Source organism: Paractinoplanes globisporus DSM 43857 (genome assembly GCF_000379645.1).
GTDB lineage: Bacteria > Actinomycetota > Actinomycetes > Mycobacteriales > Micromonosporaceae > Actinoplanes > Actinoplanes globisporus.
Genome location: NZ_KB903350.1, coordinates 288844 through 312158, shown reverse-complemented (window position 1 = coordinate 312158; position 23315 = coordinate 288844). Strand labels below are relative to the sequence as shown.

21 protein-coding genes are annotated in these 23315 nt (G+C 71.4%); 16 read left to right on the top strand and 5 right to left on the bottom strand.

Annotated elements, in window-relative coordinates; all coding sequences use genetic code 11:
• Window positions 1-73: 73 nt before the first annotated feature.
• Window positions 74-793 carry a PP2C family protein-serine/threonine phosphatase gene (locus tag A3CQ_RS0145965; RefSeq protein ID WP_020517732.1) on the top strand — a complete coding sequence of 240 codons (720 nt, stop codon included), beginning with the start codon at window positions 74-76 and terminating at the stop codon, window positions 791-793.
• 85 nt (window positions 794-878) lie between these two features.
• Entirely contained in the window at window positions 879-3203 is a 2325-nt protein-coding gene (locus tag A3CQ_RS0145960; protein ID WP_020517731.1) for a putative bifunctional diguanylate cyclase/phosphodiesterase, read from the top strand.
• Here the strand turns inward: A3CQ_RS0145960 and A3CQ_RS0145955 are convergent.
• Both A3CQ_RS0145955 and A3CQ_RS63470 read right to left on the bottom strand, forming a co-directional pair.
• On the bottom strand, window positions 3196-3597 hold the full coding sequence (locus A3CQ_RS0145955) for a hypothetical protein (protein WP_020517730.1): 402 nt from the start codon (window positions 3595-3597) through the stop codon (window positions 3196-3198). The genes A3CQ_RS0145960 and A3CQ_RS0145955 overlap by 8 nt on opposite strands.
• Before the next feature lie 79 nt (window positions 3598-3676).
• Window positions 3677-6685 carry an ATP-dependent helicase C-terminal domain-containing protein gene (locus A3CQ_RS63470; RefSeq protein WP_020517729.1) on the bottom strand — a complete coding sequence of 1003 codons (3009 nt, stop codon included), beginning with the start codon at window positions 6683-6685 and terminating at the stop codon, window positions 3677-3679.
• Window positions 6686-6868: 183 nt separating this feature from the next.
• Here A3CQ_RS63470 and uraD point away from each other — a divergent pair, with 183 nt between their 5' ends.
• From uraD to A3CQ_RS0145905, 9 genes are all read left to right on the top strand, one after another.
• A complete protein-coding gene (uraD, locus tag A3CQ_RS0145945; RefSeq protein WP_020517728.1) occupies window positions 6869-7378 on the top strand; it encodes a 2-oxo-4-hydroxy-4-carboxy-5-ureidoimidazoline decarboxylase in 510 nt (169 codons plus the stop codon).
• A complete protein-coding gene (gene uraH, locus A3CQ_RS0145940; RefSeq protein ID WP_020517727.1) occupies window positions 7365-7727 on the top strand; it encodes a hydroxyisourate hydrolase in 363 nt (120 codons plus the stop codon). Before uraD ends, uraH begins: the two co-directional genes overlap by 14 nt.
• A gap of 4 nt (window positions 7728-7731) precedes the next feature.
• Window positions 7732-8592, top strand: coding sequence for a factor-independent urate hydroxylase (gene pucL / locus A3CQ_RS0145935; RefSeq protein WP_020517726.1), 861 nt, complete (start codon window positions 7732-7734; stop codon window positions 8590-8592).
• On the top strand, window positions 8589-9929 hold the full coding sequence (locus A3CQ_RS0145930; RefSeq protein ID WP_020517725.1) for an 8-oxoguanine deaminase: 1341 nt from the start codon (window positions 8589-8591) through the stop codon (window positions 9927-9929). The genes pucL and A3CQ_RS0145930 overlap by 4 nt, the downstream gene beginning before the upstream one ends.
• A gap of 176 nt (window positions 9930-10105) precedes the next feature.
• Window positions 10106-11611 carry a DUF1996 domain-containing protein gene (locus tag A3CQ_RS0145925; RefSeq protein WP_026206933.1) on the top strand — a complete coding sequence of 502 codons (1506 nt, stop codon included), beginning with the start codon at window positions 10106-10108 and terminating at the stop codon, window positions 11609-11611.
• Between the two features lie 216 nt (window positions 11612-11827).
• Window positions 11828-13375, top strand: a complete 1548-nt coding sequence (gene aceB, locus A3CQ_RS0145920) for a malate synthase A (protein ID WP_020517724.1) — start codon at window positions 11828-11830, stop codon at window positions 13373-13375.
• Between the two features lie 4 nt (window positions 13376-13379).
• Window positions 13380-14513, top strand: a complete 1134-nt coding sequence (locus A3CQ_RS0145915; RefSeq protein WP_040434139.1) for a DUF6986 family protein — start codon at window positions 13380-13382, stop codon at window positions 14511-14513.
• 325 nt (window positions 14514-14838) lie between these two features.
• Window positions 14839-15495, top strand: coding sequence for a PadR family transcriptional regulator (locus A3CQ_RS0145910; protein ID WP_020517722.1), 657 nt, complete (start codon window positions 14839-14841; stop codon window positions 15493-15495).
• Window positions 15496-15648: 153 nt separating this feature from the next.
• Window positions 15649-16833 carry an FAD-dependent oxidoreductase gene (locus A3CQ_RS0145905; protein ID WP_020517721.1) on the top strand — a complete coding sequence of 395 codons (1185 nt, stop codon included), beginning with the start codon at window positions 15649-15651 and terminating at the stop codon, window positions 16831-16833.
• A gap of 21 nt (window positions 16834-16854) precedes the next feature.
• On the opposite strand, the gene alc is transcribed toward A3CQ_RS0145905, so the two are convergent.
• Complete coding sequence (gene alc / locus A3CQ_RS0145900; RefSeq protein ID WP_020517720.1) at window positions 16855-17838, bottom strand: allantoicase; 984 nt, start codon at window positions 17836-17838, stop codon at window positions 16855-16857.
• Between the two features lie 4 nt (window positions 17839-17842).
• A complete protein-coding gene (allB, locus tag A3CQ_RS0145895) occupies window positions 17843-19162 on the bottom strand; it encodes an allantoinase AllB (protein ID WP_020517719.1) in 1320 nt (439 codons plus the stop codon).
• A gap of 139 nt (window positions 19163-19301) precedes the next feature.
• Between allB and A3CQ_RS0145890 the strand changes: the two genes are divergently transcribed.
• The 5 genes from A3CQ_RS0145890 to A3CQ_RS0145870 all read left to right on the top strand — a co-directional run bounded on the left by A3CQ_RS0145890 (window position 19302) and on the right by A3CQ_RS0145870 (window position 23092).
• Window positions 19302-19619 (top strand): TfoX/Sxy family protein, encoded by a 318-nt coding sequence (locus A3CQ_RS0145890; RefSeq protein ID WP_026206932.1) that lies wholly within the window; start codon window positions 19302-19304, stop codon window positions 19617-19619.
• A complete protein-coding gene (locus A3CQ_RS0145885; protein WP_020517717.1) occupies window positions 19616-20737 on the top strand; it encodes a phosphotransferase family protein in 1122 nt (373 codons plus the stop codon). Before A3CQ_RS0145890 ends, A3CQ_RS0145885 begins: the two co-directional genes overlap by 4 nt.
• The gene (locus A3CQ_RS0145880) at window positions 20734-21825 is read left to right on the top strand and encodes a protein-L-isoaspartate O-methyltransferase family protein (protein WP_020517716.1); all 1092 of its coding nucleotides are present in this window, start codon (window positions 20734-20736) and stop codon (window positions 21823-21825) included. The genes A3CQ_RS0145885 and A3CQ_RS0145880 overlap by 4 nt, the downstream gene beginning before the upstream one ends.
• Window positions 21822-22349, top strand: coding sequence for a DUF6817 domain-containing protein (locus A3CQ_RS0145875; protein ID WP_020517715.1), 528 nt, complete (start codon window positions 21822-21824; stop codon window positions 22347-22349). Before A3CQ_RS0145880 ends, A3CQ_RS0145875 begins: the two co-directional genes overlap by 4 nt.
• A gap of 86 nt (window positions 22350-22435) precedes the next feature.
• Entirely contained in the window at window positions 22436-23092 is a 657-nt protein-coding gene (locus A3CQ_RS0145870) for a class I SAM-dependent methyltransferase (protein ID WP_020517714.1), read from the top strand.
• Here the strand turns inward: A3CQ_RS0145870 and A3CQ_RS61525 are convergent.
• Window positions 23082-23246 (bottom strand): hypothetical protein, encoded by a 165-nt coding sequence (locus A3CQ_RS61525; RefSeq protein WP_020517713.1) that lies wholly within the window; start codon window positions 23244-23246, stop codon window positions 23082-23084. The genes A3CQ_RS0145870 and A3CQ_RS61525 overlap by 11 nt on opposite strands.
• Window positions 23247-23315: the final 69 nt, after the last annotated feature.

The window sequence follows — 23315 nt, the reverse complement described above, 5'->3', positions numbered from 1 at the left end:
TCAGCCTGGTCTTTTGCGACGCGCCGCCGCCCACGTGCAGACAGGCTTGCGGTGATCTGGGAAGCTGCACGCCATGACCTTGCACCTCCGGTGGGCGGCAGTCACCGACCAAGGACATGTCCGCAGCAACAACGAGGACTGTTACTACGCCGGTGACCACCTGCTCGTCGTTGCCGACGGCATGGGCGGGATGGCCGCCGGCGATCTCGCGAGCCGCCTTGCGATCGAGTCCATGACCGGTCTCGACGTGCCCATCGACAACGACCATCAGATGGACGCGTTGCACCGGGCGCTCGAGGTCGCCAACGGTCGGATCGCCGAGCACGTCGCCGCCGACCACGAACTGCAGGGCATGGGCACCACGCTCACCGCGGTCATTTTTTCCGGTACGCGTGCCGCGATGGCGCACGTCGGGGACTCCCGGGCGTACCTCCTGCGCGACGGCCGGCTGAACCAGCTGACGAAGGACGACACGTACGTCCAGATGCTCGTCGACCAGGGACTGATCCGGCCCGAGGAAGCGGCCGGGCATCCGCGACGCTCCGTGGTCACCCGGGTCCTGCAGGGCGAGCCGGTCAGCCCCGCGTACGTGATCGTCGAGCCGGAGCCGGCCGACCGCTGGCTGCTGTGCAGCGACGGGCTCACCGCGGTGGTCAGCAACGACACGATCGAGCAGGAGATGCTCGCGGCCACCGACGCCAAATCGTGCGCCGAGCGGCTCGTCGACCTGGCGCTGCGCGGCGGCGGCCCCGACAACGTCACGGTGATTGTCGCCGATCTGACATCGGACTGACTTTCGCGCCATCACCCGCAGCGTGCGGTAGGTTACTCCGGTCGCGGATCAGGGGGCCCGCGGCTCTTTTGCGGGTGGTGAATGGATGACGGCGCGACTTTACGTCACGCTGACGCTCGTCCTGGGTTCCGTGGCACTCGGCGAACTGGTCGGGGCACGCGGGTGGCGGCTGTACGACGATGCCGTCCAGGTGGTCGCGGGGGTCGCGGCCGCATGGGTCTGCATCGTGGTGGCCGGTCGTCGCACGGGCGTCCAGCGGCGATGGCGGCTGCTCGCCGGCGTCGGCCTGCTCGGGTGGTCGGCGATCCGCCTCTGGTGGGTCGTGCTCGACATCGTCGACCACAGCCGGCCGGTCGGCTCGGCCGCCGACGTCGGCTTCCTCATCCTGCCCGCCTGCATGCTGCTCGCGCTGCTCAGCGTCCCCTACGCGCGGCCGCGCCCGGTGGCGAGCTCGGTGCGCCGCGACCAGGTCGCCCTGCTCATCGACAGCGTGCTGATCACCGGTTCGCTGCTCGCGCTCGGCTGGTCGGTGCTGCCCGGCAAGGCGATGAACTGGGACGGTCTCGACCCGGTGGTGGTCGGCCTGTCCGCCGCGTACCCGATCGCCGACCTGCTGATGTTCACGATCGTCGTGCTGCTGCTGCTCACCCGGCCCGGCTCACCGGCCGGCCGGCAGCCGTTGTTCCTGGCCGCCACCGCGCTCGCCGGCTTCGCGATCAGCGACACGCTTCGCCTGCTGCGTCTCGGCGAGGGCCCGCTCACCCCGCTGGAGTCGGCGGGATACCTGATCGGCGTCGGCTTCGTGGCGCTCGCGGCGGTGAGTGACCCCACCATCACCTACGACCCGGAACGCGACGTCGCCGAGCGCGACTGGCTGCACCTGCTGCTCCCGTACGTTCCGGTCACCGCCACCGGCATCGTGATCGCGATCAGCACGGGCGCCGGCAATCCGCTGTCGCCGTTCGAGGCGTACCTCGGCTGGCTTGGTCTTGGTCTGGTCGTGGCCCGGCAGATGTTCACCATCGTCGACAACACCGTGCTGCTGGACCGGGTGTCGGAGGGGCAACAGCGGCTGCGCCATCAGGCATACCACGACCCGCTGACCGGCCTGGCCAACCGCGCCCTGTTCCGCGAGCGGCTGGTGCTGGCGCTGGACGCCCATCGCCACCGGGCCCGGCCGGTGGCCGTGCTCTTCGCCGACCTCGACGACTTCAAGCTGGTGAACGACAGCTTCGGCCACGCCATGGGCGACCGCGTGCTGCGTGCCATCGCGGAGCGCCTGCAGGGCTGCGTCGTGCCGGAGGATCTGGTGGCCCGCCTGGGCGGGGACGAGTTCGCGGTCGTGCTCGACCACCATCCCGCCGACGCCGAGCCGACCGGGCATCGCATCCTGGCCGCGCTGCGTGAGCCGTTCCTGGTCGACGGTCACCGGATCGCCGTCGGCGCGAGCATCGGCCTGGTGGTGCCCGAGCCCGGCGAGCCCCTGTCGGCGGACGCCCTGCTCCGCCGGGCCGACGCCGCGATGTACTCCAGCAAGCGCCGGGGGAAGGGCTCGCTGGCCCGGTACGCCGGCACGGCCGACGGCAGCCCGAACGCCGACATGCCGCACCTGCTGGCGCAGGCCCTGGTTCCCGGCGGCCGGCCCGCGGCATCCGGATTCGAGGTCTACTACCAGCCGATCGTCCGCCTCACCGACGGCGCGATCGTCGCGGTGGAGGCGCTGGCCCGCTGGACCCTGCCGGCCGCCGGCGGCCCCGTCCATCCCGATGTCTTCGTGACGGTGGCCGAGCGCACCGGACAGGTGGCCGCCATCGACAACTTCGTGCTGGACCAGGCCTGCGCCGACGCCTCCCGGCTTGCCCTGATCTACGGCCGCCCGATCGACGTCCACGTCAACGTGTCGGCGGCCCGCCTGGGCCAGGCCGGTCTGGAGGAGGCCGTGCGAGCGGCCCTGTCCCGCCAGAACCTCCCGCCGTCCCGCCTGGTCATCGAGATCACCGAGACCCACCGCATCCAGGACCTCCCCGCCGCCGCGGCCGCCGCCGCCCGGCTGCGTGCGCTCGGCTCCCGGATCGCCCTGGACGACTTCGGCAGCGGCTTCAACGCCCTGGCCCAGCTCCACTCCCTGCCGGTCGACATAGTCAAGCTCGACTCCACCCTGACCGATGTGGACGAAGACCCCGACCGGGCCGCCGCCCTGTGCCGCTCGATCCTCGCCATCTGCGCCGACCTGAACATCGCGGTCGTGGCGGAGGGCATCGAGACGTCGACGCGCGCGGCCGCCCTGTCCGGCCTGGGCTGCCCGCTGGGTCAGGGCTACCTGTACGGGCAGCCCGGCCCGCTGCACCGCCTCCGGCCGCTGGGCATACCCGCCCAGCCCGGGCCGTCCTCCCTCCAGCAGCTCACCTAGCCTCCGGGGAAACCGGGCGGGGCCGGAAGCGGGTGGTGGTCCCGAAGCTCTCGTCGCGCAGGGCCACGAAGCTCAGCTGCGGAACCCGCGCCGCCAGCTCGCCGAAGAGATGCCGTGCCACCAGCTCAAACGTCGGCCGGAACGGAAAGAGGTCCGGCCAGGGCCGCCCGTCGAGCTTCGCGCAGCAGTCCGCCAGTTCCTCGGCGACAGCGTCCGTGTCGACGAACCGGCCGAGCTCCGTGAGCTGGTCCTCGCCGAACTCCACCCCGGCCGTGACCACCACCGAAATGCCTTCGCCCGGCGGAATTCCGGGAAGTCCTCGTCGCGCCCGCACCGGCGAGGACAGCCCCTGCACCACGGTGATCCGGTGCTCCACCTCGATCGTGAAGCTCATGGGCACCCTCTCTGCTGCTGGTTTTGCCTGGTCAGTGCGGCTTCTGGTCAGCGCGGCTTCTGGTCAGCGCGGCTTCTGGTCAGCGCGACCTTGGGTTGGTGCGGCGGGTCGGCTCGGCGGTGGTGGGGTCCTCGGGCCAGGGGTGGCGGGGATATCGTCCGCGGAGCTCGGCGCGAACCTGCGGATAACCCTGCTGCCAGAACGACGCGAGATCCCGGGTGACGGCGACCGGCCGCCCCGCGGGGGAGAGCAGGTGCAGCAGCACCGGCACCCGCCCGTCCGCGAGGCGAGGCGCGTCCTTCCAGCCGAACGCCTCCTGCACCTTCACCGCCAGCACCGGCGCCGCCGAGTCCGAATAGTCCACCCGAACCCGCGACCCGCTCGGCACCGGCAGCCGCTCCGGCGCCACTTCGTCGAGCCGCCCGGCCACCGACCACGGCAGCAACCGGCGCAGCCCCGACGCGACATCGAGTTTCGCGAGGTCGGCCCGCCGCCGCGCCGACCCCAGTCCGAGCCAGTCGTAGGCCCGTTCCAGCAAGGCCTCGTCGCCGACATCGGGCCACGGTTCGCCGAGCGCCGCGTGCGCGAAAGCCATCCGTTCCCGCAACTCCACCGCGCTCCGGCTCCAGGTGAGAAGCCCGAGCCCGTCCCGGCGCAGTCCCTCCAGCAGCGCCGCCCGCACCATCCCCGGATCGGGATCGTTGATCCGCCGCTCAACCAGCGTGATTGCCCCCAGCCGCCGCACGGAACGGGCCACCACCTCGCCATCCACCCAGCCGATCTCGGTCGACTCGGCCAGCATCGCCCCCGCCGCCTCCACCGCGGTCGCCTCGTCGAGCGGCGCCGCGGCCCGAACCCGCGCCGTCCGCGCCCCCGCCGCCCGATCGGCAGAAGCCACGGCCAGCCAGGCAACCCCGGCCAGCCCACTGCCCGGCCCAAGCTCGGCCGCAGTCCCACCCGCCATCAGGTAGGCCCGCCCCCCGGCCTCCCGCACCCGCGCCACCCGCTCCGGATACGCCATCCCCACGATCAGCCCTGCCGCCAGATCATCCGGCACCCACCGAGACCCGGCGTCGTCCCGACCCCGCGCGCTCCCGGGCGGCGTCGCATTCGGCACCGCACCAGCACCTTCGCGGCCTCGCCCCGCGGCGTCGTCACCACCCCGGCCGCCCCCGCCGTCACCACCCCGGCCGCGCCCGCCGTCACCACCCCGGCCGCGCCCGCCGTCACCACCCCGGCCGCGCCCGCCGTCACCACCCTGGTCGCGCCCGCCGGCCCTGTTCCGGTCGCGGTTGCCGACTCGGTCCGGTTCGCGGCTGGCGTCGCGGTCGTGGTTGCCGTACCCGTCGCGGTCACCGGCTCCCTCTCGGTCGCGGTTGGTGTTGTCGTCCCCGTTGTCGGCGCGGTCGCGGGCGTCGTCATGGTCCCGGTTGCCGTCGCGGTCGTGGTTGCCGTCTCCGTCGTGGTCGCGGGTCTCGTCGTGGTCCCGGTTGCCGTCGCCGTTTTCGTCGCGGGTGTCGTTGTCTTCGTCGGCGGAGGCGGCGTCGGCGATGTCGGGGACCTCGACGTCGGTCGTGGGATCGCCGGCGCGGGCGTCACCGGAGTCTGCCGCGGAGGAACGGCTCAGCGCGGCCGTCAGGCGGCGGACCTCGGTGCGCCACGAAGGCTCGTTGGCGGAGCGCGCCCGTCGCCACGCGGCCACCAGGTCGTCGGAGGTGGCGCGGTCGTCGTCGAGCAGTGCGACGATCTCGGCGGCCCGGCGCGCGCCGACCACGGGGGCGCCGTCGAGAAGGGCGCGGGCCAGCCGCGGGTGCAGGCCGGCGTCGGCGAGGGCACGGCCCCGGGACGTGATGCGGCCGTCGCCGTCGACGGCCCCGAGGTCATGCAGGGTCGTCACGGCGGCCTGGAGCGCGCCGGGCGGTGGGCGGTCGGGCAAGGCGAGGCCGGTGCCGTCGGGATGGCCCCACAACGCCAGGTCGAGCGCGAAGCCGGTCAGGTCGGCGGCGGCGATCTCGGGCTCGGGCTGGGCGGGCAGCCGGTCGTGCTGGGCGGCCGACCAGCAGCGGTAGACCCGGCCGGGCCCCTCGCGGCCCGCGCGGCCGGCTCGCTGGGTGGCGGCCGCTCGCGACATCGGCACGGTGACGAGGGCGCCCAGGCCCCGGGCATGGTCCATCCGCGGGACCCGGCTCAGGCCGGCGTCGACCACCGACCGCACGCCGGGCACGGTCAGGCTGCTCTCGGCGACCGCGGTGGCGAGCACGACCCGGCGGCGCGTGCCGGGGCGGAGCGCGGCGTCCTGAATGGACGAAGGCTGACGGCCGTGCAGGGCCAAGACCTCGACGGTGCCACCGAGGCGGCCGGCCACGGCATCGATCTCGCGCGCGCCGGGGAGGAAGACCAATACGTCTCCCGAGCCCTCGGCCAGCGCCCGCCGGACGACCGACGCGACGTGGTCGAGCAGCTTGGGATCGACGCGCAGGCCCAGCGGTGGGCTGATCGGGCCGGGCGGCGGCGCCCAGTGGACCTCGACCGGGAACAGCCGGGCCTCGGCCCGGACCACGGGCACCTCGCCCAGCACCGACGTGTCGGCGGTGGCCGAGGCGGCCACCAGGCGGAGATCGGGACGCAGCGCCGAGCGCACCTCGAGCAGGAAGGCCAGGGCCAGGTCGGTGTCGAGATGTCGCTCGTGGCACTCGTCGACCATCACGACGGCGGTGCCGGCCAGTTCCGGATCGCGTTGCAGCCGGCGGACCAGAACGCCGGTGGTGACCACCTCGACCAGAGTGTGGCGGGAAACGCGGCGCTCGCCTCGCACCGAGAAGCCCACTCTCGCGCCCACCTGCTCGCCCAGCAGCCAGGCCATCCGCCGGGCGGCGGCCCGGGCGGCCAGACGGCGGGGCTCGGCGACGACGACGCGGCCCACGACGCTGCCGTCGGAGTCGGCCAGCGCCAGCGGAACCAGCGTCGTCTTGCCCGTGCCGGGCGGCGCCACCAGCACCGACGCGCCCGCGGCGGCCAGTGACTCCCGCAGGCGGGGGAGGACCGGCCGGATGGGCAGATCGGGCAGTGCGGCGTCGGGGATGAGCACGGGTCCATCCTCGCGCAGGGGTGTGACAAAACCGGATCCGGGCAAACCGGGCCCCCGAAAAACTGTCGGACCCGCGTGGCAGGGTGGCTCGCAACCGGAACGGGTCTGTTAATTCCCGTTCAAAGGTCTGCACTCGCACGAGCGGGCCTGCTTGACTGATCGACACCAGGAGGGGGTTGCCGGATGGACGCGGTCGAGGTCTTCAACGCACTGCCCGCGGCTCGCCTCGAGGAGGACCTGCTCGCCTGTTGCGCCGCGCCCGGGTGGGGCGCCGCGATCGTCGCCCGGCGGCCCTATCGCGAGCGATTGGAGATCATCGCTGCCGCCGATCGGGCGGCACACGGGCTGAGCTGGCCCGAGGTGCGGGTGGGGCTGTCCGCTCATCCGCGGATCGGGGAGCGGGCCTCCGGCGACTCCAAGGAGGCTTCCTGGTCGCGCCGGGAGCAGTCGACGGCCGCCCAGAGCGCCGACGAGCTGACCAAGGCCGCTCTCGTGGACGCCAATCGGGCGTACGAAAACCGGTTTGGTCATGTGTTTTTGATCTTTGCCAATGGGCGCACGCAGGAGGAGATCCTCGCGCAGGCGCGCGATCGGCTGGCCAACGACGAGGAGACCGAGCGGGTCATCGTGGCGGACGAGCTTCGCAAGATCGCGTTGCTCCGGCTGGAGCGGGTGCTCGATGCCCTCGGATGACGGGACGCAGCCCGAGTTCCACGCCAAGATCTCGACGCACATCCTCGACACGGTGACCGGCGAGCCGGCGCGCGACGTCTATGTGCGGCTGGAGCGGCGCGACTCGGAGGGCTGGCGCATGATCGCCGAGGGCCGCACCGACGACGACGGACGGCTGCGCCATCGAGTGCCGCTGCACGAGTGGCAGGCCGGCGGTTATCGCCTCTTCTTCTACGTGGAGCCCTACCTGGGCGACGAGTGCTTCTTCCCCGAGATCACCATCGCGTTCCACGTGCGCGACGCCGAGCGGAACTATCACGTTCCGCTGCTGCTCAGCCGATTCGGCTACACGACCTACCGAGGGAGCTGACGCCGTGGCGATCGTGCTCGGACCCAACCGCTACGGCAAGGCGGAGACGCGCCTGGTCAGCGTCGCGCGCGACGGCGAGACCCACACGCTGACCGATCTCAACGTGAGCATCGCGCTCTCCGGCGACCTGGCCGCGACCCACCTGACCGGCGACAACTCCGGCGTGCTCCCCACCGACACCATGAAAAACACGGTGTACGCGTTCGCGAAGGAACGGGGCGTCGGCGAGCCCGAGCAGTTCGCCCTGCAGTTGGCCCGGCATTTCGTGTCCACGCAGTCGCAGATCGACAAGGCCCACATCACGATCGAGGCGTACGGCTGGGAACGGCTCGGCCCGCATTCGTTCCAGCGCCGTGGCGATCACACCCGGCTGGCCGCGGTCACCGTGACCGCCGAGCAGGAGCAGGTCGTCTCCGGCGTCACCGGCCTCACTCTGCTCAACTCGACCGCCTCCGAGTTCCACGGGTACCCCAAGGATCGATATACGACGCTGCCCGAGACCCGCGACCGCATCCTGGCCACTGCTGTCGACGCCCGATGGCGCCATCTGACGGCGGACGGCGACTGGGCGGGGTCGTTCGCGGGCGCGCTCGAGGCGCTGACCACCGCCTTCGCCAACACGTACAGCCATTCGCTGCAGCAGACCCTCTATGCGATGGGCAGCTACACGCTCTCCCAGCGGCCCGAGCTGGCCGAGGTCCGCCTCGCCCTGCCCAACAAACACCACTACCTGGTCGACCTCTCCCCGTTCGGCCTGACCAATGACAACGAGGTCTTCATCGCCGGCGATCGCCCGTACGGCCTGATCGAGGGAACCGTGATCCGCGACGACGCGCCCCCGGCCGGCGTGGAGTGGTACCTGTGATCATCATCGACAACGTCGCGGTGGCCACGGTCGACGCCGCCGACACGTATCACCCGAGCGGCCACGTGGTGGTCGGCGACGACGGCCGGATAGCCGCGGTCGGCGCGGGCCCGGCGCCCGAGGGCCCGGGGCGGAGGGTCGACGGCGCCGGCTGCCTGGTCACGCCCGGCCTGGTCAACACCCACCACCACCTCTACCAGTGGGCGACCCGCGGCCTCGCCCTCGACGAGACCCTCTTCGGCTGGCTGACCACGCTCTACCCGATCTGGGGCCGCCTCGACGCCGAGATCGTCGGCGCGGCGGCCGGCGCGGGCCTCGGCGTGCTCGCGCTCTCGGGCTGCACCCTGAGCATGGACCACCACTACGTCTTCCCCCGCGACGGCGGCGATGTGCTCGAGGCCGAGATCGAGGCGGCCCGGCGCATCGGGCTGCGCTTCCACCCGACCCGCGGCTCGATGGATCTCAGCCGGAAGGACGGCGGACTCCCGCCCGACAACGTCGTCGAGACGACCGACGAGGCGCTCGCCGCGACCGAGCGGGCGATCGACCGCTGGCACGACCCGTCGCCCGGCGCGATGCTGCAGATCGCCGTGGCGCCCTGCTCGCCGTTCTCGGTGACGACCCGGCTGATGACCGAGGCCGCGGCGCTGGCCCGGCGCAAGGGCGTCCGCCTGCACACCCATCTCGCCGAGACCGACGACGAGGAGGATTTCTGCCGCAAACGGTTCGGCTGCACCCCGGTGGAGTACGCGGAAAGTGTCGGCTGGCTCGGCGACGACGTCTGGCTCGCGCACGGTGTCCACCTCGACGACCCGGCGATCGAGCGGCTCGGCGCGACCGGCACCGGCGTCGCCCACTGCCCGAGCTCCAACGCGCGGCTCGGGGCGGGCGTGGCGCGCGTACGCGATCTGCTGGATCATGCCGTCCCGGTGGGTCTCGGGGTCGACGGCGCCGCCTCGCAGGAGGTCTCTCACCTCGGCGCCGAGCTGCGCCAGGCGCTGTACACGGCCCGGTCGCGCGGCGGGCCGACGGCGATGAGCGCCCGCCAGGCCCTGCGCCTCGGCACGATGGGCGGTGCCCGCTGTCTCGGGCGGCAAGACGATCTGGGCTCGCTCGAGATCGGCAAGCTCGCCGATCTCGTCGTGTGGCGCCTCGACGGCCTGGCCCACGACGGCATCGACGACCGGCTGGCCGCGCTGGTCTTCGGCCCGCCCGCGCCCGTGGAGCTCTCGCTGGTCGGCGGCCGCCCGGTCGTCGAGCGCGGCGAGCTCGTCCACGCCGACGCCGAAACTCTTCAGCGTGAGGCCGCCGTTGCGCACCGTCGCATTCTGGCTTAAGCGAAAATTAAAGTACGAGAACTGCTAAAAGCGTTATTCGAAGATGATCCGACGGCTACCAGGAGCCTTCTGAAAGGCCATTCATAAGTCTTTCTCCACGCGTTGAATCATGCCTCTGAGCTGTGCATACTCCTTTGCGATACAGACCCCCACGGTCATCGAAAAGGTAGATATTAATGCGCAGCGATGCCCTTCACGTCGCACCCGCCGCCCCGCGCTCCCGACGCCGCCGAACCCGCGTCATCCTCGCCTCCGCCGTCGCCGCCGCGCTCGTCGGCAGCGGCATCTACATCGCGACCGCCGACGCCGCCGAGACGATCGTGCCCGGTCGCCTGCAGGCCGAGGCGTGGAGCGCGCAGAACGGCGCCCGCACCGAGACGACCTCCGACAAGGACGGCGGCCGCAACGTCGGCTGGCTGAAGACCGGCGACTGGATGCGGTACGACAGCGTCCAGATCGGCGGCACCGTGACGGCCCGGCTCGCCTCGAACAACAAGGCCGGCGGCGCGGTCGAGCTGCGTCTGGGCAAGCCGACCGGCACGTTGATCGCCAGCTTCCCGATCGCCATGACCGGCGGCTGGCAGAAGTGGGTCACCAAGACCGCCACCATCAAGCAGCCGCCGGTCGGCAAGCAGACGCTGTTCGCCGTCATGAAAAGCCCGCAAAATTCAGACTTTGTCAATGTAAACTGGTTCACTCTGGGAGCCACGGGTGCGGCGACTCCCACGCCCGCGACGCCAACCACGGCCGCGACAAATACGACAAAGCCGACCACGCCCGCGACGACGGCCCCGACCACGGCCCCGACAACCCCCTCGGCCGACGGCCCGGGCTGGGTCGACGTGGATCAGGCGAAGTGGGCCGCCCAACTCGCCGAGTTCAAGGCCATGACCCTCCGCCCGATCACCAACAATCCGGTCCGGGTCTCGGAGTTCAACGCCTCCTGCACGGTCAGCCACGCCCTGCCCGACGACCCCATCGTCTTCCCGAACATGCCGGGCGCGTCGCACATGCACTCATTCCTCGGCAACAACGGCACCAACGCCGGCACCACGCTCGACACGCTGCTGACGAACACCGATTCCAGCTGCAAGCCGGCCGAGGACCACTCCGCGTACTGGATCCCCACGCTCTACGAGAACGGCAAACCGGTCGAACCGCACGGCGTCACCGTCTACTACGGCTCCCGCCTGCCCGACCCGACCAAGACCGTCCCGTTCCCGCAGGGCTTCCGCATGATCACCGGTGACGCGAAGCGCCAGGTCGCCACCCCCAAGGGCGCCCCCGGCCAGTTCTGGTGCGCCGGCATGGGCGGCGAGATCGGCCGCAGTACCGACGGCAACTGGCCGGTCTGCGCCAAGACCGCCGAGCTCACCTTTCAGCTGACCTTCCCCGACTGCTGGGACGGCGTCCACCTCGACAGCCCCGACCACAAGTCACACGTGGGCCCGGCCGACTCCAAGGGTCAATGCTCCGGCAAGTTCCCGGTCGCGATCCCCTCGATCTCCTTCGTGATCGGCTACCCCACCAGCGGCTCCTCCGCCGGCTTCAAGCTCAGCTCCGGCAACGCCAGCTCCATGCACGGCGACGCCTTCCTGGCCTGGGAACCGGCCCCACTCGGCCACCGCGTCAAGGACTGCGTCGTCCAGCACGCGAAGTGCAACACGTCCGGAACATTCTAAAAACCCTCATACCGTACGCCTGACAGACCGTTCCCAACCGCAAATGGTCTGAACCCCGCCTACGGCGGCTGCCGCAACGCGACCAAGCGTTCGGTAGCCGCCGCAGCGCGCGCTACGGCGCACCTGCATGGCTGGGCTTCCCGTCACACGGCGCGACGGCCGGGGTGAGGTCCACTACGGTACGAGGGAGTAGGCGCACCGAGGGGAGCCGTCGCGATGACCGAGATCCTTTCCGATGAGGCTGTGGCGTTCGTATCGGAACTGAATCGTTTGTTCCGATCCCGCCGCAACGAGCTGCTGGCGGCTCGCTCGGCCCGGCGCGCCGAGATCGCCGCGGGTGGCACACTCGATTTCCTCGCCGAGACGGCCGACATCCGCGCCGCCGAGTGGCAGGCTCCCGAGGCCCCGGCCGACCTGCGCGACCGGCGGGTGGAGATCACTGGCCCGACCGAGCGCAAGATGACGATCAACGCGCTCAACTCCGGCGCCAAGGTCTGGCTGGCCGACCTCGAGGACGCGAACACCCCGCACTGGTCGAACGTCGTCGACGGCCAGCAGAACCTCTACGACGCGATCCGCCGGACGATCACCCTCGAGACCGAGACGAAGACTTACGAGCTGAACGGCGGTCCGTACCCCACGATCGTGATGCGCCCGCGCGGCTGGCACCTCGACGAGCGCCACTTGCCCGTGGATGGTGAGCCGGCCGTCGGCGCACTGGTGGACTTCGGGCTCTACTTCTTCCACAACGCCGCCGAGCTGATCGCGCGCGGCAGCGGCCCGTACTTCTATCTCCCGAAGATGGAGTCCCACAAAGAGGCCGCCCTGTGGAACGACGTCTTCGACCACGCGCAGGACACCCTGGGGATTCCGCGCGGGACGATCCGGGCGACGGTGCTGATCGAGACGATCCCGGCCGCCTTCGAGATGGAGGAGATCCTCCATGCGCTGCGCCCGCACATCTCGGGCCTCAACGCCGGCCGCTGGGACTACCTGTTCAGCATCATCAAGTACTTCCGCGACAACCCGCACATGATCCTTCCGGACCGGGCCGCCGTCACGATGACCGCGCCGTTCATGCGGGCGTACACGGAACTGCTTGTCTCGACGTGCCACCGGCGCGGCGCCTTCGCGATGGGTGGCATGGCCGCCTTCATTCCCAGCCGGCGTGACCCCAAGGTCAACGAGGTGGCGCTCACCAAGGTCCGCGAGGACAAGGAGCGCGAGGCCGGCGACGGCTTCGACGGTTCCTGGGTGGCACACCCCGATCTCGTGCCGGTCTGTCAGGAGATCTTCGACCGCGTGCTCGGCGACCGCCCCAACCAGCTCGACAAGCAACGCCCCGACGTCTCGGTGACCGCCGACCAGTTGCTGAGCGTCGCGGCTACCGACGGCGCCGTCACCGAGGCGGGGTTGCGCAACGACGTCTCGGTCGGTCTGCAATACCTGGAGGCGTGGCTGCGCGGCAACGGCGCTGTCGCGATCAACAACCTGATGGAGGACGCGGCCACCGCCGAGATCTCCCGCTCCCAGGTGTGGCAGTGGATCCACAATGGCGTACGCCTGCCGGACGGCACCGAGATCACCGCCGACCTGGTGGGCCGCATCGAGGACGAGGAACTGGCGTCGATCCGTGCCTCCGTCGGCGACGAGGTCTGGGCGGCCTCCCGCTTCGACGACGCCCGGAAGCTCTTCGAGCGCGTCGCGCTGGCCGACGACTTCGCGGACTTCCTCACCACCGCGGCCTACGACTCGATCGACTGAGCACATGCGGTTGACCGAGGACGACTACGCGGAGTTGGACGTCCGTCTCGCCCCTCACGATGCGTTCCTCCGTTCTCGCTACCCAGGGGAGCGCCCCGGCCGTCAGCCCGTGCACACCGTGTACATCCCCGCCGACCGGCTGGACAACTTCCGCGACTGGGGCGAGATCGCCGCGGCGGCGATGGCCGACTTCCCGTGGCCGGCCGACGACGTGCGCGCCAAGCTGGCCCGGGAGCCGATCGAGGATCTCCGCGTCGACTTCGAGGACGGCTACGGCGTCCGCGCCGACGATCAGGAGGACGAGGCCGTCCGCCGGGCCGCCAAGATCCTCCGCGAGGGCCCGGTCCCGCCCTTCGTCGGCATCCGCATCAAGTCGCTCGAGGCGGCCACGCGCCGCCGCGCTCTGCGCACGCTGGACCTGTTCCTGTCGTCCTATCAGGACGCTTTCGTCATCACGCTACCGAAGGTGAGCGGCCCCGATCAGGTGGCCGCGATGGTAACCCTCTGCGAAAAACTGGAACGTTCCTACGGCCTCCCCGCCGGCCGCCTGCGCTTCGAGATCCAGGTCGAGCTGCCCGCCGCCGTCCTGGCCGCCGACGGCACCGCCACGGTGGCCCGCCTTATCACCGCCGCCGACTCCCGGTGCATCGGCCTCCACTACGGAACGTACGACTACAGCGCCGCCGCCGGTGTCGCCGCCGCGTATCAGGCGATGGATCACCCCGTCGCCGATTACGCGAAGGCCGTCATGCAGGCCGCCGCCGCGCAGACCGGAGTCCGCCTCTCCGATGGTTCCACCAACATCCTCCCGGTCGGCTCTCCCGCGGAGATCCGTGCCGCCTGGGAGCTCCACTACCGCCTGGTGCGCCGCTCGCTGGAACGAGGCTTCTACCAGGGCTGGGACCTTCACCCGGCGCAACTGCCCACCCGTTACGCGGCGACCTACGCCTTCTTCCGAGACGGCCGCGACGCCGCGGTCGCCCGCCTGCACCGCTACCTGTCCCGCCAAGAATCCGGCATAGCCGACGAACCGGCCACGGCCCGAGCGCTGGCCGGCTATCTCCTGCGCGGCCTGGACTGCGGCGCCCTCAAAGACGCCGGCTTCCCCCGATCCGACCTGCTCACCCTGACCCAGTAGACCCCGTCATTCGGCCGCCGCCATGGCCCAGCGTCTGCGTGTTGCGTGGGCGCGGCCGCCGACGGCTGGGCCGCCATGGCCCGGTGGCTGCCTGCTTGCGGTGGGCGCGGCTGGGTGAGTGGCTGGGCTGGGCCGCCGTGGCCCGGTGGCGTTCTGCTTGCGGTGGGCGCGGCTGCCGCCGGCTGGGCCGGGTTGCCGCGGCCTGGTGGCTGCCCGCTTGCGGTGGGCGCCGCCAGTTGCGGCAGCAAGGGCGCTTGCCCGGCGAATACTCGCGTGCGTATACTCGTCTGCGAATAACCGGTCACAATCAGCCGAGGAGGGCCCCATGGCCAAGCGCCGCCGGGTGGCAAATCTGATGGCGCTCGCCGTCCTGTCGGCCGTGGCGTTCCGGCAGATGCACCCCTACGAGATGGCCACGACGCTGCGCGGCTGGGGCAAGGAGCGCGACCTCCAGATCAAGTGGGGCTCGCTCTACACCGTCGTTCGCAACCTGGCCAAGCACGGCCTGCTCGCCGAGGTCGAGAGCGGCCGCGAGGGGCGACGCCCCGAGCGGACGGTCTACCGGATCACCGACGAGGGGCGCGCCGAGCTGGTCGACTGGGCCCGCGAGCTGCTGTCGGTGGCCGAGCCGGAGTTTCCGCGGTTCCGGGCCGGCCTCTCGGTCATGGCGGTGATCGGGCCCGACGAGGTGGTGACGCTGCTGCAACAGCGTCTCGCCGGCGTCGAGCGCGAGACCGCCGAGGCGCGAGCGGCGCTCGAGCTGCACTCGCCGCGCGTGCCTCGGCTGTTCCTCATCGAGATCGAGTACGACCTGGCCATGCTCGCGGCCGAGGCGGCCTGGATGCGGTCGCTGATCGAGGAGATCAGCGGCGGGACGCTGCCGGGGCTCGCCGAGTGGCGGCACCACCACGAGACCGGAGAGATCTCCGCGGAACTGGTGGAACTGGCCGACAGCAGCATCGAGCAGTACGGCAAGAAGTAAGAACGGTCCCGGCGGACTGCTGCAACAGCCTGCCGGGACCGGGCCTCGAAACCAAGCCATGGGAACCACGACCCGGCCCGAAGCGGCACCCACAGGATACCGGGGGTTCCTCCCATGGCGGTCATGCACGACAACCGCACGGAGGAGTAAGCCATGAAAGAGAAGACTGTCGCGATCATCGGCGCTGGCATCGCGGGCCCGGTGACGGCCCTGGCCCTGCACAAGGCCGGCATCGCGGCCACGGTCTACGAAAGCTATCCGAGCACCGCCGACGGCCTGGGCGGGACGATCGCGATCGCCCCGAACGGCATGGCCGCCCTCGAGATCGTGGGCGCCGCCGACGCCGTACGCGAGGTCGCGAGCCCGGCGTACCGCCAAGTGATGTCGGTGAACGACAAGCGGGTGGCCATGCCCAGCCTCGACGGGGTCGAGCCGCTGCGGGTGGTCCGCCGCAGCGACCTCTACCGCATCCTGCAGGAGCGGGCGAGAGCCGAGGGCGTCCCGATCGAGTACGGCCGCCGCCTGACCGACGTCCGCGAGGAGAGCGATCGGGTCACGGCAATTTTCGACAACGGTGAGAAAGTGACCGCGGACGTCATCGTCGGCGCCGACGGCGTGCACTCGACCGTCCGGCGGCTCATCGACCCGGACGCGCCCGGTCCGCGATACACCGGCATGCTGGCGTTCGAGGGTCTCTCCCCGGCCGAGGTCGCCGAGGAGGCCGGCACGATGACCTTCGCGTTCGGCAAGCGCGGCTACTACCTGTACTGGCCGGCCGCGGGCGGCGGCACCACGTTCGGCGTCAACCTGCCGCATCCGCGGCCGCTCAGCATCAAGGAGGCCCGGGCGGTCCCGTCCGGCGAGTGGATAAAGACGCTTCTTGACGTGTACGGGGAGGACGAGCCGGGCGGCGATCTTCTGCGCAACCTGGCTCCGGAGGATCTGCAGGTCAACGGCGCTCTGTACATCATGCCGCCCGTCCCGCACTGGTATCGCGGCCGGATGGCGCTGGTCGGCGACGCCGTGCACGCGCCCTCCAACAGCTCCGGCCAGGGCGCGTCGCTGGCGATCGAGAGCTCGATCCAGCTGGCCCGCTGCCTGCGCGACATCCCCGACGTCCAGCAGGCGTTCGCCACCTACGAGCGGCTGCGGCGCGACCGGGTCGAGCGGATCGCCTCCCGCGCGGCGAAGATCAACCACACGAAGGCGCCCGGCCCGGTCGCGAAGGCATTGATGCCGGTCATCATGCCGATCTTCCTGAAACTGGTGATGAAGCCGGAGAAGACGATGGGTCCCGACCAGCGCTACCGCATCGATTGGCCGGCGCTCACGAAATAAGTCCCGCGCTCACGAAATAGGTCAGGCGCTCGACCGGCGGAAATTCTCCTCGAGAATCCGCCGGTCGGGCCGCCCGATCACCCGCAGCCGCGCCATGCCGCCGTCCGGGTAGATGTCGAGACGAACCCGAGAGGCAATCTGTCCGCTTTGTCCAACCGGAAAGCGATGGGGAGTATCGGGATTGAGCGCGGTCCGCGGCAGCAGGCCGAACCAATCGCCGTCGAGCGAGCCGCGCACGGACGCCGCCCCCGGAGCATTGCCCTTGAAATGACTGGTGTCGAGGTCGACGAACGCGATCTGAGACGGCGCGGCCAGCGCCACCTCCACCCATTCATTGCCGTCAACTCGCCGCCGGGCCGTCTCCCACCCGTCGCCCATATGCTGCGCGAGCCCCGGCATCAGCATGTTGTGCGGCCGCCCGAAGAACATGTTGCTGCACCCCGTGACCCGTCCGCCGTGCGCGAGAGCGGCCACGTCGAGCACCTCGGGCAGCAGCGCCGGATCGGGCACCACCTCGCCGTGCACCCGCAACCGCGCCACCCCGCCGTCGGGATAAATGGTCAGCCGCACGTGCGTGAAACGGCGACGATCGGTGACCGGAAACAGATTCCGGGTGTCGCCCTGCAATGGCGACTTCGGCACGAGCGGCACCCATGCGGCATCAGCGAGGTCGGCCCCGGCCGGATAGCCCTCGGTAGCCAGCCCGTCCACCGACGCGTACTGCGGGTAGTTTCCGACAAAGAACGCTGTGTCGATGTCGACGCCGTGGATCACGCCCGCCGCGCCGAGCCGCACGATCGCCACGTCCTCCGAGCCGGAGCGCCGCCGCCGCGTCTCCCAGCCGTCGTAGACCTGCCCCTTCTGGTCGAACGTGCGCGGCGTGAACGTCGGCGCATGGGCCAGGACCAGGTGATCCGCCGCCGCGAAGAACTCGTCGTTCGCGAAGACGACACCGCCGCCGAGAGCCCGGGAGGCAAGATCGGTCCGCGCGCTGAACTCCTCCATGGTGTTACCCCTCCCGGGTCAGAAAACCGCCGCCGGCCTCGTCGTTGGTCACCTTGCGTCCGCGCAGCCAGGTCGCGCGCACCACGCCGTGCAACCGCTTTCCCGCGTACGGGGTGACAGCATGCCGATGAAGAAGCCGGTGCGGATCGACCGTGAACGTCGCCTCGGGATCGAACGCGACAAGGTCGGCATCCGCGCCCGGCGCTATCCGCCCCTTGCCCGCGAGCCCGACGAGATCGGCCGGCCGCCGCGCCATCCAGTCGACGACGTCAGCCGGCGAGTGCCCACGGTCCCGGGCCGCCGTCCACACCACCGGCAGTCCCAGCTGCACCGAAGCGATCCCGCCCCAGGCCGCCGCGAAGTCCCCGGTGTCCCGCCGCTTCAGTTCCGGCGTACACGGGGAATGATCGCTGACCACGCACGTGATCAGCCCGTCGGCGAGCGCCCGCCACAGCGCGTCGGCGTTGGCCGCGTCCCGGATCGGCGGGCAGCACTTGAACTCGGTGGCGCCGTCCGGGATCGCCGCCGCGTCCAGCGTCAGGTAGTGCGGGCACGTCTCGGCGGTCACACGCACGCCCTCGGCCCGCGCCGCGGCGATCAGCGGAAGCGCCCCCGCCGCCGACAGATGCAGGATGTGCACCCGCCGACCGGTCGTGCGGGCCGCGTCGATCGCGGTGGCGATGGCGGCGTGCTCGGCCTCGGCCGGCCGCGAGGCGAGGAAATCGGCGTACGCGGCCGACTCCTTCCCCGGCGAGAGATGATCCGGGTCCTCGGCGTGCACGACGAACAGCGCGTCGACGGCTCGCATCGCGGTGGCCAGTTCCGAGGCGGTGACCGGCGGGAACTCGGGGACGCCCGAGTCGGCGAGGAACGCCTTGAAACCGAACACCCCGGCCTCGTGCAGGCCGGCCAATTTGCCGGCGTTGCCGGGGATGGCCCCGCCCCAGAAGCCGACGTCGACGCGGATCTGCCCGGTGGCCGCCTTCTTCTTCACCGCCAGCGCGTCGACGTCGACCGTCGGCGGCAGGCTATTCAGCGGCATGTCGATGATCGTGGTGACCCCACCGGCCGCGGCCGCCCGAGTCGCGGTGGCGAAACCCTCCCATTCCGTACGCCCCGGCTCGTTCACGTGCACATGCGTGTCGACGAGCCCCGGCAGCAGCATCGTCTCCCCGAGATCGACCTCCTCGGCCGCCTCGAACGGCGCGTCGTAGACCCCGATCGCGACGATCTTGTCGCCGGTGACAGCGACGGAGGCCGCGCGCACGCCGGAGGGAGGCCCGAGAAGGACCACACGACGAGACCGCAGCACCAGATCGACCATGAACTCGACCCTAGCGCCTGTATCGAGGTGGGAGACGGGCTGCGGCGTGGCCCAGCCGCCGCCCGGCCCCCACCTCGATACAGGCGCTATCCGCGGGCTGTGACCGGCATGTCACTTCCGGCGGGCCACAATGTGCGGCATGGCCTATGACGAGGTGCTGGCGCAGCGGCTGCACGACCGGCTCGGGGACGATCCGGCCGTCACCGCGAAAAAGATGTTCGGCGGTCTGGCGTTCCTGACGAACGGCAACATGACGGTCGGCGTGCACGCCGACGAGTTGATCGTGCGCATCGACCCGGAATCGGTCGCCGACCGCCCCGGCGTGCGCCCGTTCGAGGTCGGCGGCCGCCGCATGAACGGCTGGATCCTCGTGGCCCCCGAGACCCTCGACGACCCGGTGCTCGACGAGTGGGTGGCGCTGGCCCGCGCCCACGCCGCGACCCTCCCGCCGAAATGACGCGCGTCGTCACGCTGGTCCTCGTGTCGCCGGCGGGGGAGGTGTTCGGTGCCCTGCCGCCGTTCGAGGTCGGCACGCCCTGGCGGCAGGAGGTGAGCGAGTTCGCCACCGCCGACCGGCAGATCCTGCGCCTGCTCGAGGCCTCCGGCGACCAGGTCACCTATCTGGCCGAGACCGCCTCCCCGCCCGCCGGACTGCTTCCGGTCACGGTCGATCTGGCGCCGCATCCCCGCCGGGCGCCCTATGCCGAGGTGGGCGGCCCGGCCGCGTCACTGGCCTGGGCGCGCGGTGTGCTCGGCCCGGTGACCGCCCACCAGCAGCGCACCTGGAACCTCTCGGCGATCTGGCGCCTCGACGACGGCGACCGCACGGTGGCCTGGCTCAAGCAGGTCCCGTCGTTCTTCGCCCACGAGCCGGCGGCGCTGCGCCTGGTCGGCGCCGTCGCCCCCGGCCTGGTCCCGGCGCTGATCGCGGACGGCGCCGACGGCCGCATGCTGCTCGCCCACGTCGAGGGCGCCGACCGCTACGGCGCCGGCGCCGGCCTGTGCGCCCAGATCGCCGAGGCCTTCCACCCCGTCCAGCTGGCCCTGGCCGGCGACGCCGAGCTGGCGGCGACGGTCCCCGACGGCCGGATCGACATCGCGCGCGTCCGGCGGGTCGCCGAACCGTACCTCGACAAGATCGACGGACTCGGTGACCTGCTCGACGAGCTTCCCGGCCGGCTCGCCGCGGTCGACGACTGCGGGCTCCCCGACACCCTCATGCACGGCGACCTGCACCCCGGCAACACGCGCACCGACGACGCCGGTCGACTGACCATCATGGACTGGGGCGACTGCACGCTCGGCAACCCCGCGTTCGACATCCTCCGACTGACCGAGCGGCTCGACACCCCCGATCCCGTGATCGAGCAATGGGCGTACCGGTGGAAGAAAGCCCGGCCCGGCACCGACCCGCTGCGCGTCGCCCAGCTCTTGCGACCCGTGGCCGCGCTGCGCGGCGCCGTCACCTATGCCGCATTCCTCGACGCCATCGAGCCCTCCGAATGGCCTTACCATGCGGCCGATGTGCCCGACTGCCTCGAGGCCGCCGTCGCCGCCTCTATCGTGATGGGATGACCGGGCCGCGCGGCGACTACGTGCAACAGATCCGGCGGGCCGTCGAGCTCCCGCCGGAACTGGCGGCCGCGTTCGCCGGCGTCCCCCGCGAGGCGTTCGTCCCCGAGGGTTTCCAGCGCCGCGACGGCACCTGGGTGCGCCCGGCCGACCCCGAGTTCCTGCCCACCGTCTACAGCGACGACGTGCTGGTCACCAAGCTCGACGGCAAGGTGCCGATCAGCTCCTCCAGCCAGCCGTCGCTGATGGCCATGATGATCCTCGCCCTGCGCGTGACCCCCGGCCTGCGCATCCTCGAGATCGGCGCCGGCACCGGCTACAACGCCGCCCTTCTCGCGTCGCTCGGGGCGACGATCACCAGCATCGACGTGCAAAAGGACGTGGCGGTCAAGGCACGCTCCGCGTTGGCTCGCGCCGGCATTTCGTCCGTACGCGTCGAGCACGGTGACGGCTACACGGGCGAGCCCGGCGCCACGTTCGACCGGGTGATAGTCACGGTCGGCGTCGGCGGCGTCTCCCCGCGGTGGCTCGCGCAGCTCGCGCCCGGCGGTTTCGTGGTGGCCCCCGTGATCCACGCCGGCACCCATCCGATCCTGTCCGTGCACGGCCCGGCCGACGGCCCGGTCACCGGGGTGCCCGTCTGCGCGTCCGGCTTCATGCTCGCGTCCGGCCCGCTCACCGCCCCGCATCCCGGCTCGTTCCCGGCGCCGGTGACCGCCGACGCGCTCGGCCCGCTGGAGCCGGCCGCGCCCGCCCGATTCGACCCGCCGCTCGACGAGCCGGCCTATCGCGATCTCTGGTACGCGGCCGGCGCCCTGACCCGTCGGGCGACCCACGTCGTCGCCCCCGACCACGATCACGCCCACCTCGGCCTGGTCTCGTCCCGGACCAAGGGCGTCGTGATCCTTCCCGACGGAAGCGTGCTGGCCGGCCCGCCCGATCTCGTCGAGCTGGCCACCGAGGTCCTCGATCGCTGGGACGCGGCCGGGCGCCCGTCGATGCGATCGTGGCAGGTCCGCCTGGCCCTCACCGGTGATCGTTCGGCACCGATCTGGGCCCCGAGCGCGTGGGACCTGGGGGCGCCGGAATGACCACCGCCGTGCTGGAGTGGCTGCGTGCGCGCGGAGCGGAATCGATCCCGCATGCCGGCGGATCGCTGTACGAGCACCTCGGCCGGGTGTCGGCGCGACTCGCCGGGCACGGCGCCGCGCCGGCCTCGTGCCTGGCCGCCCTGACTCACGCGGCCTACGGCACGGACGGCTTCCCCGTCGTGCTGCTCGACGTTTCCGAGCGCGCCACTCTCCGCGGCCTGATCGGCGTCGAGGCGGAGGAGATGGTCTACCTCTACGGCGGCTGCGACCGCGGGCGGACGTGGCGGGCCCTTCCCGCGACGAAGTTGATCTGGAGTCGCTTCACCGGCCACAGCGCCTCGCCCACGCCCGCCGAGCTGCGTGCCTTCGTCGACCTGAGCATCGTCAACGAGCTCGACGTCTACGAGCGCTCCGCCGAGATAGCGGCCAAGGCCGGCGACTACTTCCGCTCGGTCTTCCCCACCTGGGAACCACTCGCCTCACCGTCCGTGATGGCCGACGCCCGGCGAGTGCTCTCGCTCTGAGCCCGGGGCCGCCCCCGGCGTGGCGTTCGCTGACGGCTGAGCCCGCGGGGCGGCGACCAAGCAGGCCCCCGGGGCAGCATGGGCGAATGGCGGTTTACGACGAGATAGCCGACTGGTACGAGACCGACTTCCTCCCCCGCACCACCCCCGGCGACCCGATCGGGATAAATGCCGCAATAGACACCCTCCTGGGCCCCGGGGCCGGCCCCATCCTCGAGATCGGCTGCGGCACCGGCATCCATGCGGCCGAACTGAGCGCACTCGGCTGGACACCCCTGGGCGTAGATCTCTCGGCCCGCATGCTCGCGTACGGGAAAAATCGCCTCCCCGTGGCCCGGGCCGACGCCACCCGCCTGCCCCTCCGGGACGCGACGCTGCCCGCGGCCATCGCGATCATGGTGCACACCGACATGCCGGCATATCCGCAGGTCCTGACCGAGGCGGCCCGAGTCCTCCGCCCCGGCGGCACCTTCGTCCACGTGGGAGTGCATCCCGCCTTCTGCGGCGGTTTCGCCGACCGCTCCGACCCCGAGGCGGTGATCATCCGTCCCGGCTATCTTGACGGCCACTGGACCAAGGACTCGTGGACGACGGAGGGCGTCCGCAACCGGGTCGGAGCGACCCATTTCCCGCTGCCGACGCTGCTGCGCGCATTCCTGACGGCCGGCCTGCGTCTCGTCGACTTCGTGGAGGGCGGCGCCCCCGTGCCCACCACGCTGTCGATACGAGCGGTCAAATCATGAACAGCATCCCGCCGGCACCGAGCAGAACAATCAGCAGGACCGCGATGAGCAGTCCTTTCTCGGCGGCGGTAGCGGCCGCGGCGGCGGCCGCGACGGTGGCGGTGGTGGAGATGGCGGTCGTGGTCGTGGTCTCGGGGAACGGCTCGCTGCTCATGGCTGATCCCTCCGGGAGTTGCTTCCAGCATGCGGGGGTCCGTCAACGGGCATAGCGTGAGGGCATCGT

Bases quoted from the DNA above. Each gene is read 5' to 3' on its own strand.
- allB (WP_020517719.1), bottom strand. From the start codon at position 19,162: ATGGTCGATCTGGTGCTGCGGTCTCGTCGTGTGGTCCTTCTCGGGCCT.
- A3CQ_RS0145905 (WP_020517721.1), top strand. From the start codon at position 15,649: ATGAAAGAGAAGACTGTCGCGATCATCGGCGCTGGCATCGCGGGCCCG.
- A3CQ_RS0145875 (WP_020517715.1), top strand. From the start codon at position 21,822: ATGACCACCGCCGTGCTGGAGTGGCTGCGTGCGCGCGGAGCGGAATCG.
- uraH (WP_020517727.1), top strand. From the start codon at position 7,365: ATGCCCTCGGATGACGGGACGCAGCCCGAGTTCCACGCCAAGATCTCG.
- A3CQ_RS0145885 (WP_020517717.1), top strand. From the start codon at position 19,616: ATGACGCGCGTCGTCACGCTGGTCCTCGTGTCGCCGGCGGGGGAGGTG.
- A3CQ_RS0145910 (WP_020517722.1), top strand. From the start codon at position 14,839: ATGGCCAAGCGCCGCCGGGTGGCAAATCTGATGGCGCTCGCCGTCCTG.
- A3CQ_RS0145870 (WP_020517714.1), top strand. From the start codon at position 22,436: ATGGCGGTTTACGACGAGATAGCCGACTGGTACGAGACCGACTTCCTC.
- A3CQ_RS0145960 (WP_020517731.1), top strand. From the start codon at position 879: ATGACGGCGCGACTTTACGTCACGCTGACGCTCGTCCTGGGTTCCGTG.
- A3CQ_RS0145890 (WP_026206932.1), top strand. From the start codon at position 19,302: ATGGCCTATGACGAGGTGCTGGCGCAGCGGCTGCACGACCGGCTCGGG.
- A3CQ_RS61525 (WP_020517713.1), bottom strand. From the start codon at position 23,246: ATGAGCAGCGAGCCGTTCCCCGAGACCACGACCACGACCGCCATCTCC.
- A3CQ_RS0145915 (WP_040434139.1), top strand. From the start codon at position 13,380: ATGCGGTTGACCGAGGACGACTACGCGGAGTTGGACGTCCGTCTCGCC.
- A3CQ_RS0145955 (WP_020517730.1), bottom strand. From the start codon at position 3,597: ATGAGCTTCACGATCGAGGTGGAGCACCGGATCACCGTGGTGCAGGGG.
- A3CQ_RS0145880 (WP_020517716.1), top strand. From the start codon at position 20,734: ATGACCGGGCCGCGCGGCGACTACGTGCAACAGATCCGGCGGGCCGTC.
- uraD (WP_020517728.1), top strand. From the start codon at position 6,869: ATGGACGCGGTCGAGGTCTTCAACGCACTGCCCGCGGCTCGCCTCGAG.
- alc (WP_020517720.1), bottom strand. From the start codon at position 17,838: ATGGAGGAGTTCAGCGCGCGGACCGATCTTGCCTCCCGGGCTCTCGGC.
- A3CQ_RS0145965 (WP_020517732.1), top strand. From the start codon at position 74: ATGACCTTGCACCTCCGGTGGGCGGCAGTCACCGACCAAGGACATGTC.
- aceB (WP_020517724.1), top strand. From the start codon at position 11,828: ATGACCGAGATCCTTTCCGATGAGGCTGTGGCGTTCGTATCGGAACTG.
- A3CQ_RS0145925 (WP_026206933.1), top strand. From the start codon at position 10,106: ATGCGCAGCGATGCCCTTCACGTCGCACCCGCCGCCCCGCGCTCCCGA.